The following is an 18,313-nucleotide window of genomic DNA, read 5'->3' on the forward strand; positions in this document are numbered from 1 at the left end:
TGATATGACCTTTAAGTGTCCTCATGAAAGTGCATGTTGAGCACTTCTTTTTAAAATTGAAGATGCTCTCCCATTTTCAGTAAGCTATTTTATACTTTATAGCACGCTTATTCCTTCTATCCCTAATATTGAGTTTTAAGCATCTCTTAGTGTACAAAAATATTAAAATAGGAGCGCTATCCTTTATAATCCTCAAATTCTTTATCATCCACTACGTAAGGGTGAGGGTCCTCCTGGATAAATCGTACCGCATTTAAACCAATCATCTGAGCAGGGATTGAAGTGTTGCCATCTGGTAAAATAGGAGAAATAGAAAGGTCAGCAACTTTAAGGTTTTGGGTGCCAAAAACATTTAAGAATCCATCTACAACCCCTTCTTGAATCGTTCGTCCCATCTTACACTGCCCTCCAAAATGAAAGAAGTTCGAATAAGACGCATGGACATAATTCTCAAGTTGCTTTCGTTTGTCTAATTCAGGTAAATTAAAAATATATTCAGGAGGATAGACAACCTCATGTATGCCACTATTTGGTGTTACTTGAGCCTGCTTAACAATATTGTATGTGTTTATATATTGATCCACCAGATATTCTATATCATCACGATTTTGTAACGGATTGAAGGTGAGCGATGGAGGAGCTTCCGGATCGCTATGTGCTACCATAATCGTCCCCTTGCTTTTCGGGTTAAGATCTAAAATGCCGAAACTCATGATATTGGTACCACTGGAGATATCAAAATTCCAGCCATTTCCGAGTACATCTTGAATAGGGAGAAACAAAGCTACGGGCGCTCCAAACATTTGGAGACGACGCCCTTCAAGGCTCGCCGGATTTTCTGCTTTAAAAGCACCTAAGGCAATGGGCTGATCAGGATCAGTCAATAATATCGGTGCTAGTTGGGAGGTGTCTACCCTAACTCCCATTCCAACATACGCTTGAGTTTGAAGATTGTAACCCACATTTGGACTCTCTATCAATGTTGGTATACCTGCTTTAGCTAAATCGCATGAGTTGCCGATTCCTGAACGTTGTAAAATGACTGAGGAAAAAAATCCTGCAGAGACGATAATACCTTTTCTTGCAAATCTTCTATGTGTAACACCATCCTTGACAAATTCAACACCAATTGCAACGTTTCGTCCCTGTATATTCTTAAATAAGATTTTGTTAACAGTTGTTTTAGCTAAAATAACCAACTTTCTTCCATCAACTCCAAACTCATCTGGATGAAACTGGTTTCCTTGACTAACAATATGGTCATTTAAGTAGCCTGTTGCTGTCGATGAACGCACAAATTGACCATTTTTTTCATGCTGGGTATATTGTGATTTGTAAAATGTACAATCTCTTACACCTGTATTATAGTCCTCAACAATGTCGATACCCAAAACCTGCGCTGTTGCGTTAGTCAACGTTTCAATCAACCCATGAGGAGGAATCAGTTGTTGTCTAACAAAAATAGGACCTTCATATCCCCTCTCATTAGGGCTTTGTGTCGCTCCTGTATAAGTTTCATTTTGTATAAATAGGGAATGAATATGATTGTAACTCCATTGGTCACCAACTAGGCCTGCCCACTGGTCATAAAGTTCTTTACTCCCGCGCACTGCATACATGTCATTAATTTCTGAGCTTCCTCCAATCACCCGACCATTTTGTGAAAGAAGTGGACGTCTAATGGTTTGCTCAAGAGTAGAAGTAATATTAAAGGTAAACTTATTATCACTAGCTAAATCAATTGCCTTTTCAATAGAACCACTACTTAGTTCATTCGTCATATTCGTTCCTGCTTCAAGTACTAGTACAGACGTACTGTTGTCATCTGTTAATTCTTTAGCGATTACCCCTCCAGCAGTTCCAGCACCAATCACGATATAATCAAATTTGATAGGTTCTATTGGTTTTATAGGCTCTGGAATAGGTTCTGGAAGGGGAAAAGCAAATAAACAGGGATTGAAACATTTTCTATTTTTCGATGACATGAATAATCAAGCTCCTTTTTTTGCATTTAGTATATTAAATGCATAACGAGCCAGTTTTCTTGTACCATTGTCTTTACTTGTCCCCAAAAAAAGCATAAATATTATGCCCTATTCATGTGAGGTTAACATAACACCTCATTATACGTAATAAACAAAGAGGCTACTCCTTTATTCATCACGGAGTAAACCCTTTTCTCTTTTGAAAGCTTTATGTAAGCATGTATACATACGTATTTTATGAAGTATGCTTTCTCAGAATTGTCCTTATTTCCCATATAAAAATAGTATATTTGCTATTGAGTCTACTATTTTATTTGAATGCAACCTATTAGTTATTCGTAACATATAATAGTGAATCTAAATTTTTATTTTATGAGATATGGTGAGAGTAAAAGGAAGAATAGGATTGTATCAATAAAGTTCAGTTTAATACACTTTATAACTGGAACATCATCAGCTTTATGTTCTACAAAATGAAAACAGCTAGTTCAAAATGAACTAGCTGTTTTCATTAAGTTTTAGTTATATAATTACACTGCTCCACTGGAACCCGAGCATGCCCCTCTTCGTCTGTACACCAAGACTGCGACTGAAACGCAAGGAAAATCCCAATCCATTGCTGCTTTTTCTCAAAATGGATGAATAGGCCGCCATCTTGCCATGTGCCATCATCCCCTTGCCACTTCTCTACATTCCCTTGATTCATATGAATATCATGTATCCCATTACCAGGTTTAAAATGAAAATATCGATCAGGCACATTATTTTCCGGACCCCATCGTTCTCCAAATGCATAAATAATTGCCTTTTCTTCTATTGCTCGTTTTATATAATATTCTATTTTTTCATTTAAATCATTGTCAGTTCCCGATTTTTCTGGCGGCAAAAGAATCATCTGTTTTGAATCAAATAAATTTCCCCGCACATAATCTAAAGCTACCTTTGGTTCATTATTTTTAATTTCTGTAAATCCAAATGGTAATGTCGGTAAAATCTTAATAGCTTTCGATTTTATATTTTCACTTGCATAATATAGTACTTCTGATGGATAACTCTGCGATTTCACATTCATTGCCACGCGGTAGTCTACTCCTAATTCATCTTGCAAATGAACTTGATAATGAGGTGTTTTCCCTTTTCCAATCATGGATTGTCGTGCTATACCTTTTAGAACGCCGTAGTTCTTTAGGGGCATAGGATCATCTCCTCTTCACAAAATAGAAACACTTGTTCTTTTATAAATTATCCACCAACAAGCAAAAATCCTCCTAAAGCAGAGGATTTCATCAAATATTTTATTGCAATGCATACCACCCGGCAACCTCTACCACCACAATCAACACCGCTCCAAAAATCATAAGCGTCGTCTTCTTTAATAATTCATTCTCACAGTGCGGGATATTACATAAATAGGCCCCAAGTGTAATCCGTGATGGACAAGCAATCGTCGCTACAGATGATGCTGTATTTTGCAGCGTCGTAACATATTGCCACGGAAGCCCTACGTTTTGCGCTGTTTGCATTTGTAGTTTTATAAACATCGCATTCGATCCTGCGTTACTTCCTGTTAAAAAACCACCAATCGCACCAATGAACGGGGCAACAAAAACAAATATCGTTCCAAATATTTGCCCTGCTGCTTCTGCTAACAATGTGTGCATACCCGCCGCACCCATTAATTCTGAAATAGCAATGAACATTGTCGTTGTAATCGCAAACGGTATCCACTGCTTTAGTGTTTGCAATAAAGATTGTTTTAGAATAGTAGAAGGAATACGGAAGAACACAATGGTAAATAAGCATGTAACCCCAAGCCAAAATCCAGGTGAATATAATAATGCTAGTTTATAAGAGTACGTTGGTAAATCAAGAATAGCATAAGATTGCAATATATTATGTAATGACGGAATGAGACGAGAAAGCAAAATACAAACTGTTAAAAATAAATAAGGACTTATAATTTTTAAAATAGAAACTTCTCGCTGCGTCGTTGCAGCATGCTCCGATAACAATTCCTTTTCCTGCCTTGCTGATATTTTAATGATAAGGAAGCCAAATGTAATTGTTACAATTGAACTTAAGATCCCAGCTAGTTCAACGCTAACATATGTATTAGAAAGATAGATAGCTACAGAAAATAAGAGAAAAAACCCTACTGCTTCCTTCCATTTCTGTCTTACCGCAGACCACCCACCTACTACATACAAAGAAAATATAATAAAGTACGCGAATATCGGAATGCTAAGTAGTGCTGTACTAGATCCTAAGTTTACTAATGGCATATTGATAAGCTGCGATCCGATAATTGTTCCCGTTGCCATCGCTCCCCATGAACTTGCTAGTAAACCGATAAAGGATAACAAAACTGCTTGAAACGGTTTATAGCCAAGTGAAAGAAAAATAGGAGCTGACACCATAAAACCAATTCCAAATCCACTTACTGATTCAATAAGTGGACAAATCCCAAAACACATTAAGAGCATTTGTAATAATCGATCTCGTGTAACATGCTCTATAAAGCGTGCAACTTGGTCAATGTAACCCATTTTGTTCATGAGGTGAAATAAAAGAATACCAAAAAACAAAACATATCCGACGATAAAACAAATTAAACTGCCTTTAACCGTTGCATGTACAATTTCTCCCATTTGCAGTCGAAACATTGGCGTTAGTAAAACGATTCCACCGCATACAGCATAGGAAATTAATGAAGCTTTAAGCGATGTTTGCTTAAATACAAATAAACAAATAAAGATCATCATAATTGGAATAAGAGCCAACAAAACAGCCATACCATCATCTCATTTCTTATAAAGTACAATTGTAACTATTATATAACAGTTAGCAGAATATTCAATTCATTCGTAACAGTTCTTCAAATCCCTTTATGTGATGCAGTAGTAGACACATAATACTCCTATGTTACCTTGGCGTATATACAATCTAAGTCGAGAAATACCCCTCGTTGTTATTATCTAAATGGTATAATTTAGATAACGGTGTTCCATTTCACAAAAATGAGGAGGGGGCATATGGGAAGAGAAATACAGTTTGATAACGATAGTATGACGCTAAAATTAAATGGAGTAACAGGGTTCTTTGCCCTAAAATTGAAATTGAAAATCCCTTATAATACGATTCAAAATGTATATGTTGACTATTTTGATGCTCCACAATGGATGCTCCGAATGCCTGGAACTTCCATTTCAGCACTTAACATTTTTGAAGGTAGTTTTAAATATGCTGATGAATGGTATTTTCTCTCTTATGAAAACAAAGTACCTCTTGTAATGATCGAACTAGATGGTCATGAAAAATACAAATATGTCTTTTTTGAAATTGATAATCCTACTAACCTAGCTGCTGAGATTAGAAAACGGATAAGAGATTGATTAGAATTGTAATTATGTAAGGGAATGTAGATTTGAACTAAAGTCGCGATGTTTAAAAAAGTGAAGAAGCTTTCCACCTTTAGAGAGGATTTTTTTGTCTAAAAAAAAGAACACCTTTAAAAAGGCTGAGCATAAATCAAATTTTCGACTTATCTCTCAGCCTTATCATATCTTTATGCTCATTGAGCCACGGCTTGTTTGTTTCTTTCCATAGCTCTCATGGATTCGTCTACTTTAACCATCATGGAACATTCTACTCTCTTACGGAAGATGTCACAGCTGAAATCGTAGATTCCATTGATGGAGCCGGTTGCGTGCAGTGCGTTGGCAGGGCAACCGCCACTGCAGTAAAGTTTTGCCCAGCAGTCCTGACATTCTGGCTTCGAGTAGCAATTGCTTTCTTTAAATTGATATTGCATCTCTTGTTTTGTAATCCCATCCCAGATGTTTCCCATGCTGTATTCGTTATCCCCGATGAACTGGTGGCAAGGGAAAAGCTCACCCCATGGCGTAACAGCGAGATATTCAGTTCCTGAGCCGCAGCCCGAAATTCTCTTTTGGATGCAAGGGCCTTCTGAAAGGTCAAGCATGTAATGATAGAAAGTGAATCCATTACCATCTTCCTCACGCTTTATCATTTCCTTAGCAAGAATTTCGTACTGGTTATAAATATCTGGAAGGTCCTCTTCTGTGAGTGCATATGGTTCCCCAGGATTACAGATAACCGGTTCCATCGAGAGCTTGTCGAAACCAAGATCTGCGATATGAAAAATGTCATTGGTGAAGTCAACGTTGTTATGAGTATAGGTTCCACGCACATAGTATTCTTTATCTCCACGTTTTTTAACGAATTCCTGGAATTTCGGAACGATATAATCGTAACTTCCCTTTCCAGTTACTGTTTTACGAAGGTGATCATGGACTTCTTTTCTTCCATCAAGACTCAATACGACGTTGTACATTTCTTTATTCAAAAAATCAGTGACTTCATCGTTTAGCAACATACCATTTGTAGTAAAGGTGAAGCGTATCGTTTTTTTGTACTCTTTTTCTTTACTTCTTGCGTAAGCAACAATCTGTTTTACAACTTTCCAGGCCATAAGCGGCTCTCCGCCAAAGAAGTCGATGTCGAGGTTTCTGTGGTGACCGGAGCTTTCCAATAGGTAATCGATAGCTCTTTTACCAACCTCATAACTCATAATCGTTCTACTTCCATTGTATTTCCCTTGGCTGGCGAAGCAATATTCGCATGATAAGTTACATGTATGTGCAACATTGAGACAAAGAGCCTTTACATAAGTTTGGCGATTTGTTAAATTAATTGAGAGGCTCTTATATTCATCCTCAGTAAAGAGTTGCCCATCATTTTTTAGCTCTTCGATATCTGCAATGGTTTCCCGAATGTCCTTCTCAGAGATATCGGAATCATGTACGTATTTTTCTAACATCATTGTTATGATTTCTTCTGCAGCAGTAGTCTCATACAGCGCGATGATTTCATAAGCGAGGTCGTCAACAACATGTACTGATCCACTGTAAGTATCGAGTACAATGTTGTACCCGTTTAGTTTATATTGATGAATCATGATTAATAATCAAACTCCTTTTATCTATAAAGTAACACTTCCGTTAATGGAGCCTTTACTTCTTGTTCATATGGGATAAAAATGACCGCCCATCCGGAAAGCAGTTGGGCGGTATCTTTCTTCTTTTCTATCTGTTCATTGTGTTCTCACATTTTTGATTTGCAACTCCGCAAGACGTCTTGCAAGCTGATTGGCAAGATGTTTGGCATGCACCACATCCGCCATGTTTTACTGTATCTGTCAGTTTACGAGTACTTAGTGTTACGATTCTTTTCATAACGTATCACTCCTTTTAAAGAATATTTTTAAGAAACACTTTCAACTTTTGTGAATGTTTTCACATTCACAACTACAATTTGTGAATAACTTCACATTAATCCCAGAAATAATTTTAACAACACCTTTGGTTTACGTCAATCATTCGTGTTACGGAAATTCCACTCGATTGTGCGTATATTTTGATAAAGATTGTCTGCTTCTAATGAAAGTCCCTCATTGTTCAGCTGTTTGATTCATGTGTTTTCATACATAACAAACACCTTTATTTCCTAATAAAATAGAGGCCCCTTAACAGGTAGCCTCTTCTTATTATTTCACTGTAGCGATTAACTCACAAATTGCATTCTGCTTTCCTGTTTCTAATAACTCAATTACCTTACTCCCAACAACAACTCCATCACATACAGTAATCATTTCCTCTATGTGCTCAGCCTTCGATATGCCAAATCCAGCAACTACTGGAATATTTACATGCGCTTTTACTTTTTCTAGGTAACTATGAATTTCTTGCTTAAAGTCACGTCTAACCCCAGTGACCCCCGCTACCGTTACCGCATAAACAAACCCTTGCGATTCCCTCGTAATCTTTTCAATCCGTTCAACTGGACTCGTTACTGTAACAAGTGGAATTAAAGCAATATTCGCATCACGAAGAAGTGGTGCAATAATATCTTGTTCTTCATATGGCAGGTCTGGAACGATAATTCCATCTACTCCAGCTTCAAGACAGCTTCTGATAAACCGTTCTTTTCCAAATGCTAAAATCGGGTTTAGGTAGGTCATAAGTACAAATGGAATATTTACTTCTTGCCTTACTTCCGCTAATGCCTGAAAGATTCCACCGAGCGTTGTGCCATTATCTAATGCTCGTTTTCCTGCTCTTTGAATTGTTGGTCCATCTGCAACTGGATCAGAAAAAGGGATACCAATTTCAACAATGCTCGCTCCTGCTTCATCTAAGAAGCGAATTTGTTCCTTTAATGTTTCTAAGCCACCATCTCCCCCCATTACATATGGGATGAATGCTTTTTTTCCATTTTGAAACGCTGCCGTAATTCTTTCTACTCCCATCATTTACACCTCTTCCATATAACGTTTTATACTTTCAACATCTTTATCACCGCGGCCCGATAAACAAATGACAAGTCCTTCACCTTGCTTCATCGTAGGCGCCAGTTTAAGTGCGTACGCTACAGCATGTGAGCTTTCTAACGCAGGAATAATTCCTTCTTTTTTCGTTAGTAACTGGAATGCAGCCAGCGCTTCTTCATCTGTAATTGAGTTGTAAGAGACACGGCCAATATCTTTTAGCAGACTATGTTCTGGCCCAACTCCTGGATAATCTAGCCCTGCTGAAATAGAATGTGCTTCCTGAATTTGTCCTTCTTCATTTTGTAGGAGATACATCATCGAACCATGAAGGACGCCAACGCTTCCTTTCGTTAGTGTTGCTGCATGCTTTTCTGTATGAACGCCTTTCCCTGCTGCTTCTATGCCGTAAAGAGCAACTTCTTCATCGTGTACAAATGGATAGAACATCCCCATCGCATTACTTCCCCCGCCAATGCAAGCCACAACTGCTTCTGGTAATTTCCCTTCAAGCGCTGCATATTGCTTCTTCGTTTCTTTCCCAATTACACTTTGAAAATCACGTACAATTTGCGGGAACGGATGCGGTCCAAGAACAGATCCCATTACGTAGTGCGTATCGTGCACGTGTGCAACCCAGTAGCGAAGCGCTTCGTTTACTGCATCTTTTAGCGTTCCACTACCCGCTGCAACACTTTCAACTTTTGCTCCTAATAGTTCCATTCTGAAGACGTTTAACTTTTGGCGTTTTACATCTTCTTCTCCCATGAAAATGACGCACTCTAGACCGAGTAATGCGCATACCGTCGCCGTTGCAACTCCGTGTTGTCCAGCTCCTGTCTCAGCTACAACCTTTTTCTTACCCATTCGTACTGCAAGAAGCGCTTGCCCAATTGTATTGTTAATTTTGTGAGCTCCTGTATGATTTAAATCTTCACGCTTTAAATAAATTTTCGCCCCGCCGCAATACTTTGTTAGGTTCTCTGCAAAATAAAGCGGTGTTTCCCTTCCAACGTACGTTTGTAAATAATGCTCCAATTCTTGCTGAAAGGCTTCATCTTGCATCGCTTCTTTATACGCTTCTTCTAATTCTAAAACGGACTGCATGAGCGTTTCTGGAACGTAACGTCCTCCATATATACCGTAATGACCTTTTTTATCTGGATATGCATACTTCATACCTAACACTCCTTCACTTTTCTAATAAATTGTTTTATTTTCTCATGATCTTTCTTGCCATCTGTTTCTACTCCGCTGCTGACATCTACCATATACGGCTTAACAATTTCAATCGCTTCTTTAATGTTTTCAATGTGTAATCCACCAGCTAAAATGCACTTTTTGCGAATTTCATCTGGCATACCATCTAGTAACTGCCAAGAAAATGTTTTGCCATTTCCGCCATGAAACTTTTCTTTCGGACTATCAAATAAGAGAAAATCAGCTTCATAGTCTGGTGATTGCTCTATATCTTCACTCGAATGTACACCAATCGCTTTTATAGACGGAATATTCAATCTTCTAACATGATGATTCCCTTCATCCCCATGTAGTTGTACATGCGTTAAGCCACAATCATTTGCGATTTTCCGGATGACTTCTACCGATTCATTTACAAACACACCCACTTTCATTACATCAACTGGAAGCTCATCAATAATCTGTTTTGCTCTTTCAGGTGTAATTTCCCTTTTGCTTTTCGCAAATACAAATCCAATAGCATCTGCGCCGTATTCACAAGCTACTTTTGCTGTTTCTACATCGGTAATGCCGCAAATCTTCACTTTCATGTTGTCACCTTCAGCGATTGGAAAAAGTCTCCGACGGAAGGTGTAGTCATCAGCGCTTCCCCAACAAGAATACCCTTTGCCCCGGCCTTCTTCACACGCATGATATCTTCTTCCGTATGAATTCCACTCTCACTAATCCAAAGTATATTTTCCTCATTTAGCCGTTTTCCTAGATTTTCAGTTGTGCTGAGATCTACTTCAAATGTTTTCAAATTACGATTGTTTATTCCAATCACATGAGGGTTTAGTTCTAGCGCTATCTCTAATTCTGCCTCATTGTGTACTTCTACAATTACTTCTAATCCGAGCTCTTGTACATATGCATATAATTCTTGTAACTTTTGCTTCGGCAAGGCAGCAACGATAAGTAAAATGAAATCCGCTCCAGCATCATACGCCCGATCAATTTGAATCGTATCGATGATAAAGTCTTTACATAGAAGCGGAATATTACTATTTGATCGTGCCGTTTCTAAATCGTGAAAAGATCCTTTAAAAAACTGACCATCCGTTAAAACAGAGACAGCTCCGGCACCACACTCTTCATACGTTTTCACTTGTTTCGTTACGTCTACATGTAAATTAATATCCCCTTTAGATGGTGAAGCTCGCTTCACTTCAGCAATGACTGTGAATTTCTGCAACGCTTCTACAAGGGAGTGTGACTTCCGTTTTTTCTTCACCGGTGTATATGTTTCGCGCAGCACTCCTACTTCTTTTTTCTTCTGCTTAACAATTTTATCTAAAATTGTTTCCATTTAGTTCACCTTCTCTAATCTTTTATTACTAGCTGCAATTAATTCATTTAATTTCGCTAGTGCTTTTCCCGAATCTATACTTTGAGCCGCAATATGAATCCCTTCTTCAATTGTCTCTGCTTTTCCATTTGCAAAAAGGGCTAGACCTGCATTTAATAACACCGTATCACGATATACACTCTTTTTTCCTTGTAGTACCCCGAATGTAATATTGGCATTTTCTTTTGCATCTCCGCCTCTAATCTCTTCATTTTTCACACGAGAAAACCCATATTCTTCTGGCGTAATACTTGCTTCTATAATCTTATTATCTTTTAAAATCACCACATGATTTTCTCCTTGCAGAGATGCTTCATCTAAAAATCCGCTCCCATTTACAACAAGCGCTTGTTTTCTACCGAGCTTTTGCAATACCTCTGCTACAGGCATGAGCATATCTCGTTTGTATATGCCAACAAACTGTGTTTCTAAATCAATCGGATTTGTAAGCGGACCGATTAAATTAAAAACGGTCGGTACATTTAGCTCTTTTCTTATTTTCATAATGCGCTTAAGTGCTGGATGCATCGCTGGTGCAAATAGAAAAGCTATGCCTACTTTTTCTAATAAATAGTCAATTTCTCTTGGCGTACATGCAATATTGACACCGAATTCTTCTAATAGATCCGCACTCCCTGTTTTACTAGAAACAGCGCGATTCCCATGCTTTGCCACCTTTACACCAGCACCGGCAAGTACGAAAGCAGATGTTGTACTAATGTTGAATGTTTGTGCACCGTCTCCGCCTGTTCCGCAATTATCCATTGCTCCTTTTATATGACTTGCAAATGGTAATGCCTTTTCCCGAAGAGCACGAACGAGACCATATATTTCATCCGCTGTTTCACCCTTTGCCTTTAACAATGCTAAAAAAGCAGCAATTTCACTTTCTAATATATCTTCACTTAAGAGTGCAAGGCCTGCTTCATACATTTCCTGTTCCGTTAAGTTCTGGCTTTCTACTAATTTTCGTAGATAACTGTTCATACTCGCTCCTCCTCTTTCACATTAGATAAAAATGCACGCATTAATTTCCCGCCCTCTTCCGTCGCAATTGATTCCGGGTGAAACTGTAATCCAAAGAGTGGATAATAGTTATGGCAAACTGCCATGACTTCCCCATCATCCATCGCTGTTGCTAGTACATCGAAACACTTTGGAATCGTATGCTTCGCTGCCACGAGTGAATGATAGCGCATCGCAGTTAACGGCTGCGCGACATATGAAAATATCGATGTGCCATTATGTTTTACCCGTGATGTTTTCCCATGTTTTATATGTTCTGCCCTTACAATTTCCCCACCAAATGCCGAAATAATTGCTTGGTGTCCAAGACAAATGCCAAGAATCGGAATTTGTTTATAAAAATGCCTGATTACTTCGATGCAAATCCCTGCATCTTCTGGTTTTCCAGGTCCTGGCGAAAGAATAATTGCTTTTGGTTTCATTTCTTCAAGTTCTTGAACCGTCACTTTATCATTTCGCAGTACCACTATCTCTTTGTAATACGCCCCCAACAATTGATACAGGTTATAAGTGAACGAATCATAATTATCGATGAGTACAATCATTTCATTACCTCCAAAAGTGCTTTCGCTTTATTCAATGTCTCCTCATATTCAGCAATTGGATCTGAATCATAGACAATACCAGCTCCCGCCTGCACATATGCTTTCTTATCTTTTACAACCATTGTGCGAATCGCAAGCGCCATATCAAGGTTTCCAGAAAAAGCTATATATCCTACTGCTCCGGCATATACATTTCTTTTTTCCTTTTCTAATCTATTTATAATTTCCATCGCTCTAATTTTCGGGGCACCGGATACAGTGCCAGCTGGCAAACAATAAGCTAATGCGTCAAAACAACTCATTTGTTTTTTTAATATTCCGGAAACTTCAGATACAATATGCATAACGTGCGAGTACTTCTCTACTTCCATATACTTATCTAATCTAACAGAACCGACTTCACTTACTCGCCCGATATCATTTCTCCCTAAATCTACAAGCATCATATGTTCAGCACGCTCTTTCTCATTTGCTAACAACTCTTTCGCTATCTCTTCATCCTCACCTTTTGTTTTTCCGCGTGGTCTTGTTCCTGCAATCGGATTTGTCATCACCTTATCATTTCGTACAGACAGTAAGCTTTCTGGTGAAGAACCAAGCACAACATAATCTTGGAAATCAATATAAAACATATATGGTGATGGATTTGCAATACGAAGTTTGCGATATAATGCAAATGAATTGCCTATAAATTCACTTTGCAGACGCTGAGACAATACAACTTGAAAAATATCACCAGCTCGAATGTATTCTTGTGCCTTTTCTACCATTTCGCAAAACTTTTCTTCCGTTATAGAAGAAGTAAAGGATAAAGAAGACTGCATTTCTGTTACTTGTTCTTCTTCTCCATGTAACACATTTTGTTTATATACCTGCAATCTCTCATACACTTCTTCAAAAGAGTCTGTATCGTCTTCTCTGTATACATATACAAACGATAATTTCTGACGTAAATGATCGTATACAACAAACTCGCGGTATAGTAATACATGAACCTCTGGAATATTTATCGGATCAAACAGTTCTTCTCCAATATCTTCATATTGCCGAATCACATCATAACCAATATATCCAACTGCTCCTCCGCAAAATGGAAATGGACTTTCCACCTCCGATGGCGCAAGTATCTTTTTCAATGCTTGCAATACGTTTTCTTCTATCTGTTCACTCCTACCATTTATCGTAATCTCTACCGCTGTGCCACTACTTTTGATTTCTCCGTATGGATTACATCCTAAATAGGAATAACGTCCCTTATCTTGATGAAGCTGTGAGCTCTCGAGTAAAAATTTTTTCTCACCTTTCATCCGGCGATATAAAGCAATCGGTGTCACACTATCTCCTTCTTCTTCATCAATGACCAAAAATGTCTTTCCTTGCTTCTGTTGAAATTGTTCTTTCGTTATCATGACTGCCACCTCACTATTTAAAATAAAAAAGTCCCCTGCATATCGGAATATGCAGAGGACGATAAATTTACCGCGGTACCACCTCGTTTGGATGCAAAAGCATCCCTCTTTATTCAGGTACAAATATATACCTTATCCTTGTAACGGCGGAACCCGGGTTGCCTACTTCTTTCGGTTCAGCATACCTCTCGTAAGCCCATTCTGTATATGGCACCGCACCGGGCTCCCACCTATCCCCGGCTCTCTGGAACGTCTCCAATATACGTACTCTTCTTACTTAAACGATTTAGTTTATTTAGTTCATTTATTTTTATACAGGATATTCAAAAAGTCCGGTAAAGATAGCTTTCGCATTTCTTCGCCTGCGTCGCCAGTCTGGTACTCATGTAGTTCTATCTACACTCCGTATCCTCCTTTTTGAACAAATATTTATACACAAAAAGGGAGTACTCATCCTATAAAAAGGACGGGTACTCCCGTGGTGCCACCTTAATTCGTTACACATGTAACGCACTTTGCCGTATCAAAAGTTAATACGTGTCTCTTGTATCGATGAGATCATGTCGCCAAAGCCTACTTCTTTCGGTTCGGTTTGGAAGCTCCGAAGGCCATTCCATATTAATTCCATACTGATTCGCACCAACCATCAGCTCTCTGACATGTTCATAATACGTACTCTTCTTCATCAACGCTTGCATTTTTTTAAGTTGCATTCATTATATTCTCTACTTTTCCGAAAAGTCAACGCTTTTCAAAAAAAAAATATTTTTTCTTCATTCAATATTATATTGACAAAACAACCCGTTTTTATGTAAATATAATAAATACTCTATTAAAATCAAAGTTTTTTGTCAGAAAATTATATATTCGAAAAATAAAACAATGTCAAAAAACGCTTACATTTCAGAAAATTCGTATTTGTATATGGATTTTCTGAAATAATCATGATAGATTATAAATATGCAAAATTCATCAAAAGATATTACAAAAGGAAGGGGAACTACATGAGTACGCAGATGTTAATTTTAACTTCTATCTCTATCTACATGCTCGGGATGCTAGTCATTGGCTATTTTGCCTATAAACAGACATCCAACTTAACAGATTATATGCTTGGCGGGCGTACACTAGGCCCCGCAGTAACAGCATTAAGTGCTGGAGCAGCCGATATGAGCGGCTGGCTGTTAATGGGATTACCCGGTGCTATGTTTAGCGTTGGATTAAGTAGTAGCTGGATTGCGATTGGCCTTACACTTGGCGCATACGCAAACTGGATCTATGTCGCTCCTCGCTTACGTACCTACTCAGAAATTGCTAACAACTCTATTACTATTCCAGAATTTTTAGAGCATCGTTTCCATGATGCATCTCATATGCTACGCCTTGTTTCTGGACTTGTTATTATGATCTTTTTCACATTTTATGTAGCTTCAGGATTCGTCTCAGGTGCAGTATTATTCGAAAATTCATTTGGACTAAATTACCATGTTGGATTACTTATTGTTGGAAGCGTTGTTGTAGCTTACACATTATTCGGCGGCTTCTTAGCTGTAAGTTGGACAGACTTCGTTCAAGGAATCATCATGGTGGTTGCTCTTATCCTTGTTCCGCTCGTAACAATTATGAATGTAAATGGCCTTGGACCAGCATTTGATACAATTAAATCTATTGACCCAGCACTATTAGATATTTTTAAAGGAACATCCGTATTAGGTATTATTTCATTATTCGCCTGGGGTCTTGGTTATGCTGGACAACCTCATATTATCGTACGCTTTATGGCTATTTCATCTGTAAAAGAAATTAAAAGCGCACGCCGAATTGGTATGAGCTGGATGATTTTCTCTGTAGTGGGAGCTATGTTTACTGGTCTTATCGGTATCGCTTACTATTCAAAAGCAGGATTAAAGCTCTCTGACCCAGAAACAATTTTCGTTGAACTAGGTAATATTTTATTCCATCCATTAATTACTGGATTTTTATTAGCAGCTATTTTAGCAGCTATTATGAGTACAATCTCTTCTCAGCTTCTTGTTACATCAAGTGCGGTAACGGAAGACATATATAGAACATTCTTTAAACGTTCTGCATCTGATCGTGAGCTTGTATTTGTTGGTCGTATGGCCGTTCTTGTTATTGCACTTATTGGTTGTGGATTAGCATTTAAACAAAACGACACAATCTTAGCACTTGTTGGCTATGCTTGGGCTGGCTTCGGTTCTTCATTTGGTCCTGTCGTTTTACTAAGCTTATACTGGAAACGTATGACAAAATGGGGCGCGTTAGCTGGAATGATCGCTGGTGCTGCAACTGTTATCACGTGGACACAATTTAAGTTTTTAAAAGATTTCCTATATGAAATGATTCCAGGTTTCACAGCAAGCTTACTAGCAATTGTTATTGTTAGTTTACTAACAAAACCTTCAAAAGAAGTTGAAAAGCAGTTTGAGGAATTTGAAAAAACTGCATAATATTTTTTAGAATAGAGACCCTCCACTTTCATCATAAAAGTGGAGGGCCTTTTTTTTATGTACCTTTCGACAATTTTTTCTTTGAAATTAACAATTTCTTTATGTTTCGTTAAATTAACTATAACACTACTTCGTTATAGTATTAGTATCAGCACTTATACAGAGAGGAGACTTCGAAATGATGGCATCAATAAGAAACCAAAATCAAAAAAATTTTTCACCTATCACAAATACTTCTTGCCCAAACATACAATCAAAACCTCGAATTTCACTTGCTCCTTCTGTTGTATCTGTAATTGGTGTGCATATACAAAAAAACAAACTAAAAATAAAAGTAGGACAAAGCGCTGAATTATCTGCCTCTGTTCTCCCAATTCAAGCAACAAATCAAGAACTTATTTGGACAAATATGAATCATGACGTTATAACAATTCATACAGATGACGACAAAGCCATCATAACGGGAAAGAACCCTGGGCGAGCTGTCGTGATCGTAACAACTGCCGAAGGGAAATTTCGAGATTTATGCGTCGTTTATGTTCATCCTTTTATAACAAATCCAAAATAAAATCCCTTGCTTTGTTAAGCAAGGGATTTTATTTATCCTTGTGACTTAAAATGATCATGGGCCTTTTCTGCTAACATTTTACGTTCCTCTGGCTTTTGGAGATACTCTATAACTGTCTCCGCAATCTTTTCATGAGGGACAAAAACAATTCCTGGCCACTCTGCTTCATCATCAGGATTACTAGTTTCAGAGATAATGAATTTATGATTCGCGACAGCGTAAGAAACCCTCGGCGTTTCAAGAATACCCGTTAAATAGTAGTGTAGATTTAAAACAATTTTGGATCTCGCGATAAGTTCATTTCTGAGAATTCCCCATACATTGCTATTAAAAATAATATTTAAATCTGGTGCAAGCTTTTTTAACTGATCAAAAATTGCATTACGGCGCTTATTCATAGCACCGATAAATAATACATCAATGTCTTCAGAGATAGGCTTTATAAAAGTATCTGTTTTAATCTTTAAAGTAGGAGCATAATTCATTTTGACATGTTTCACTTCTTTTCCTAATTCTTTCTTTTTCAACCAAGCAATATTTTGAGAACTGTAATCCCAAATTATCCTATTTCTCAATATATTGCGATAAATAATATTATCATAAGGGCATCCATCATATAGCTGCTCTAAATTATAAATAATCGCATCTTCTGGAATCTCAACAGGAGTACGGACATATGAATGTGCACCAAAAACTATTGTATTATTCGCGTTTGTTAATAGTGTTTCTGATATAATCGCCGTTTTCCCCTGCTGTTCTAATTTCCATTTTAAAGCCCTGGCAACATCAATAAAACTTATATATGTATATGGCCATATATAAAGACAATAGTCATAAGATTCGTTGAAATACGCTTCAAATGCTTTTACATTATTTTGATAAAGAACTACTTCAGGATGCTCAGCTAGAAGTTTATCGGCATATTTTTTCCCAATCTTATGCAATCCCGCATAGTACGCTGATATACATTTTTTCAGCTCAACAGCCTCTCTTTGACTCGGTGAGAGATCCATTTCAAGAAGGAGACCTGCAATCAAAAAGGCTTTTAGATGATCTCGATCATAGTAATATTCCAATGCAGGTAATAGCTCATTGGGTGTACCACCATGTACTGAAGCTCCTAGTTCAACGGCCCATCTAATTAATTCCATTTTCTTTCCGCTCTCCCCTCTGAGAACAAATTATATATTTTTCCATTTTTTACATAAAAACTAATTTCATTCCTTTTACTATTTATGAAAATTCCGTTTTAGTTATTCTGCTTTTCATATAATTCATATACATATCAACTTCACATCCTATATAGCCAGCAAATCTTAAATTTCAGCATCAAAATATAAAGTGAACCTTTAAATCAGCGTGATTTTTCTTCATCT

The 18,313-nt window shown here is 37.7% G+C and carries 16 protein-coding genes and 2 other annotated features; of the genes, 3 read left to right on the top strand and 13 right to left on the bottom strand.

All coding sequences use genetic code 11. The annotated features are described in order from the left end of the window. Positions 1 to 176 precede the first annotated feature (176 nt). From M014_RS0109185 to M014_RS0109195, 3 genes are all read right to left on the bottom strand, one after another. Positions 177 to 1,985, bottom strand: coding sequence for a GMC family oxidoreductase (locus M014_RS0109185; protein ID WP_231503922.1), 1,809 nt, complete (start codon positions 1,983 to 1,985; stop codon positions 177 to 179). A gap of 511 nt (positions 1,986 to 2,496) precedes the next feature. Continuing rightward, a complete protein-coding gene (locus tag M014_RS0109190) occupies positions 2,497 to 3,180 on the bottom strand; it encodes a DUF2278 family protein (protein ID WP_026591460.1) in 684 nt (227 codons plus the stop codon). A gap of 100 nt (positions 3,181 to 3,280) precedes the next feature. Then, complete coding sequence (locus tag M014_RS0109195) at positions 3,281 to 4,777, bottom strand: L-lactate permease (protein WP_026591461.1); 1,497 nt, start codon at positions 4,775 to 4,777, stop codon at positions 3,281 to 3,283. A 240-nt stretch (positions 4,778 to 5,017) separates the two neighbouring features. Between M014_RS0109195 and M014_RS0109200 the strand changes: the two genes are divergently transcribed. Then, entirely contained in the window at positions 5,018 to 5,377 is a 360-nt protein-coding gene (locus tag M014_RS0109200) for a hypothetical protein (RefSeq protein ID WP_026591462.1), read from the top strand. A gap of 179 nt (positions 5,378 to 5,556) precedes the next feature. On the opposite strand, the gene scfB is transcribed toward M014_RS0109200, so the two are convergent. The 9 genes from scfB to trpE form a co-directional block, all read right to left on the bottom strand. After that, entirely contained in the window at positions 5,557 to 6,963 is a 1,407-nt protein-coding gene (gene scfB, locus M014_RS0109205; protein ID WP_026591463.1) for a thioether cross-link-forming SCIFF peptide maturase, read from the bottom strand. A 127-nt stretch (positions 6,964 to 7,090) separates the two neighbouring features. Beyond that, a complete protein-coding gene (gene scfA, locus M014_RS28125) occupies positions 7,091 to 7,240 on the bottom strand; it encodes a six-cysteine ranthipeptide SCIFF (RefSeq protein WP_079999468.1) in 150 nt (49 codons plus the stop codon). Between the two features lie 311 nt (positions 7,241 to 7,551). Next, a complete protein-coding gene (trpA, locus tag M014_RS0109215; protein WP_026591464.1) occupies positions 7,552 to 8,313 on the bottom strand; it encodes a tryptophan synthase subunit alpha in 762 nt (253 codons plus the stop codon). A 3-nt stretch (positions 8,314 to 8,316) separates the two neighbouring features. After that, the gene (gene trpB / locus M014_RS0109220) at positions 8,317 to 9,510 is read right to left on the bottom strand and encodes a tryptophan synthase subunit beta (protein WP_026591465.1); all 1,194 of its coding nucleotides are present in this window, start codon (positions 9,508 to 9,510) and stop codon (positions 8,317 to 8,319) included. 2 nt (positions 9,511 to 9,512) lie between these two features. Further along, positions 9,513 to 10,121 (bottom strand): phosphoribosylanthranilate isomerase, encoded by a 609-nt coding sequence (locus M014_RS0109225; RefSeq protein WP_026591466.1) that lies wholly within the window; start codon positions 10,119 to 10,121, stop codon positions 9,513 to 9,515. Beyond that, positions 10,118 to 10,879: an indole-3-glycerol phosphate synthase TrpC gene (gene trpC / locus M014_RS0109230; protein ID WP_026591467.1), complete on the bottom strand. Its 762-nt coding sequence runs from the start codon at positions 10,877 to 10,879 to the stop codon at positions 10,118 to 10,120. The genes M014_RS0109225 and trpC overlap by 4 nt, the downstream gene beginning before the upstream one ends. Then, the gene (gene trpD / locus M014_RS0109235) at positions 10,880 to 11,905 is read right to left on the bottom strand and encodes an anthranilate phosphoribosyltransferase (protein ID WP_026591468.1); all 1,026 of its coding nucleotides are present in this window, start codon (positions 11,903 to 11,905) and stop codon (positions 10,880 to 10,882) included. It abuts the gene before it with no gap. Beyond that, entirely contained in the window at positions 11,902 to 12,489 is a 588-nt protein-coding gene (locus M014_RS0109240) for an anthranilate synthase component II (RefSeq protein ID WP_026591469.1), read from the bottom strand. Before M014_RS0109240 ends, trpD begins: the two co-directional genes overlap by 4 nt. Continuing rightward, on the bottom strand, positions 12,486 to 13,898 hold the full coding sequence (gene trpE / locus M014_RS0109245) for an anthranilate synthase component I (RefSeq protein ID WP_026591470.1): 1,413 nt from the start codon (positions 13,896 to 13,898) through the stop codon (positions 12,486 to 12,488). Before trpE ends, M014_RS0109240 begins: the two co-directional genes overlap by 4 nt. Before the next feature lie 51 nt (positions 13,899 to 13,949). Beyond that, positions 13,950 to 14,189 (bottom strand) — a binding site (T-box leader). A 168-nt stretch (positions 14,190 to 14,357) separates the two neighbouring features. Further along, positions 14,358 to 14,596: a binding site (T-box leader), on the bottom strand. A gap of 306 nt (positions 14,597 to 14,902) precedes the next feature. On the opposite strand from trpE, the gene putP reads away from it, so the two are divergent. After that, entirely contained in the window at positions 14,903 to 16,369 is a 1,467-nt protein-coding gene (gene putP / locus M014_RS0109260) for a sodium/proline symporter PutP (protein ID WP_026591471.1), read from the top strand. A 181-nt stretch (positions 16,370 to 16,550) separates the two neighbouring features. After that, positions 16,551 to 16,937 carry an Ig-like domain-containing protein gene (locus tag M014_RS0109265; protein WP_442852733.1) on the top strand — a complete coding sequence of 129 codons (387 nt, stop codon included), beginning with the start codon at positions 16,551 to 16,553 and terminating at the stop codon, positions 16,935 to 16,937. Positions 16,938 to 16,969: 32 nt separating this feature from the next. Here the strand turns inward: M014_RS0109265 and M014_RS0109270 are convergent, their stop codons facing one another. After that, a complete protein-coding gene (locus tag M014_RS0109270) occupies positions 16,970 to 18,088 on the bottom strand; it encodes a glycosyltransferase family protein (RefSeq protein ID WP_026591473.1) in 1,119 nt (372 codons plus the stop codon). Between the last annotated feature and the right edge of the window lie 225 nt (positions 18,089 to 18,313).

It is taken from the genome of Bacillus sp. UNC437CL72CviS29 (assembly GCF_000482345.1).
In the GTDB taxonomy this organism is placed as follows: Bacteria; Bacillota; Bacilli; order Bacillales; family Bacillaceae_G; genus Bacillus_A; species Bacillus_A arachidis.

Coding starts and splice junctions, on each gene's coding strand:
- trpC (WP_026591467.1), bottom strand. CDS start 10,879: ATGGAAACAATTTTAGATAAAATTGTTAAGCAGAAGAAAAAAGAAGTA.
- putP (WP_026591471.1), top strand. CDS start 14,903: ATGAGTACGCAGATGTTAATTTTAACTTCTATCTCTATCTACATGCTC.
- M014_RS0109190 (WP_026591460.1), bottom strand. CDS start 3,180: ATGCCCCTAAAGAACTACGGCGTTCTAAAAGGTATAGCACGACAATCC.
- trpD (WP_026591468.1), bottom strand. CDS start 11,905: ATGAACAGTTATCTACGAAAATTAGTAGAAAGCCAGAACTTAACGGAA.
- trpE (WP_026591470.1), bottom strand. CDS start 13,898: ATGATAACGAAAGAACAATTTCAACAGAAGCAAGGAAAGACATTTTTG.
- trpA (WP_026591464.1), bottom strand. CDS start 8,313: ATGGGAGTAGAAAGAATTACGGCAGCGTTTCAAAATGGAAAAAAAGCA.
- M014_RS0109270 (WP_026591473.1), bottom strand. CDS start 18,088: ATGGAATTAATTAGATGGGCCGTTGAACTAGGAGCTTCAGTACATGGT.
- scfA (WP_079999468.1), bottom strand. CDS start 7,240: ATGAAAAGAATCGTAACACTAAGTACTCGTAAACTGACAGATACAGTA.
- M014_RS0109195 (WP_026591461.1), bottom strand. CDS start 4,777: ATGGCTGTTTTGTTGGCTCTTATTCCAATTATGATGATCTTTATTTGT.
- M014_RS0109265 (WP_442852733.1), top strand. CDS start 16,551: ATGGCATCAATAAGAAACCAAAATCAAAAAAATTTTTCACCTATCACA.
- M014_RS0109240 (WP_026591469.1), bottom strand. CDS start 12,489: ATGATTGTACTCATCGATAATTATGATTCGTTCACTTATAACCTGTAT.
- trpB (WP_026591465.1), bottom strand. CDS start 9,510: ATGAAGTATGCATATCCAGATAAAAAAGGTCATTACGGTATATATGGA.
- M014_RS0109200 (WP_026591462.1), top strand. CDS start 5,018: ATGGGAAGAGAAATACAGTTTGATAACGATAGTATGACGCTAAAATTA.
- M014_RS0109225 (WP_026591466.1), bottom strand. CDS start 10,121: ATGAAAGTGAAGATTTGCGGCATTACCGATGTAGAAACAGCAAAAGTA.
- scfB (WP_026591463.1), bottom strand. CDS start 6,963: ATGATTCATCAATATAAACTAAACGGGTACAACATTGTACTCGATACT.
- M014_RS0109185 (WP_231503922.1), bottom strand. CDS start 1,985: ATGTCATCGAAAAATAGAAAATGTTTCAATCCCTGTTTATTTGCTTTT.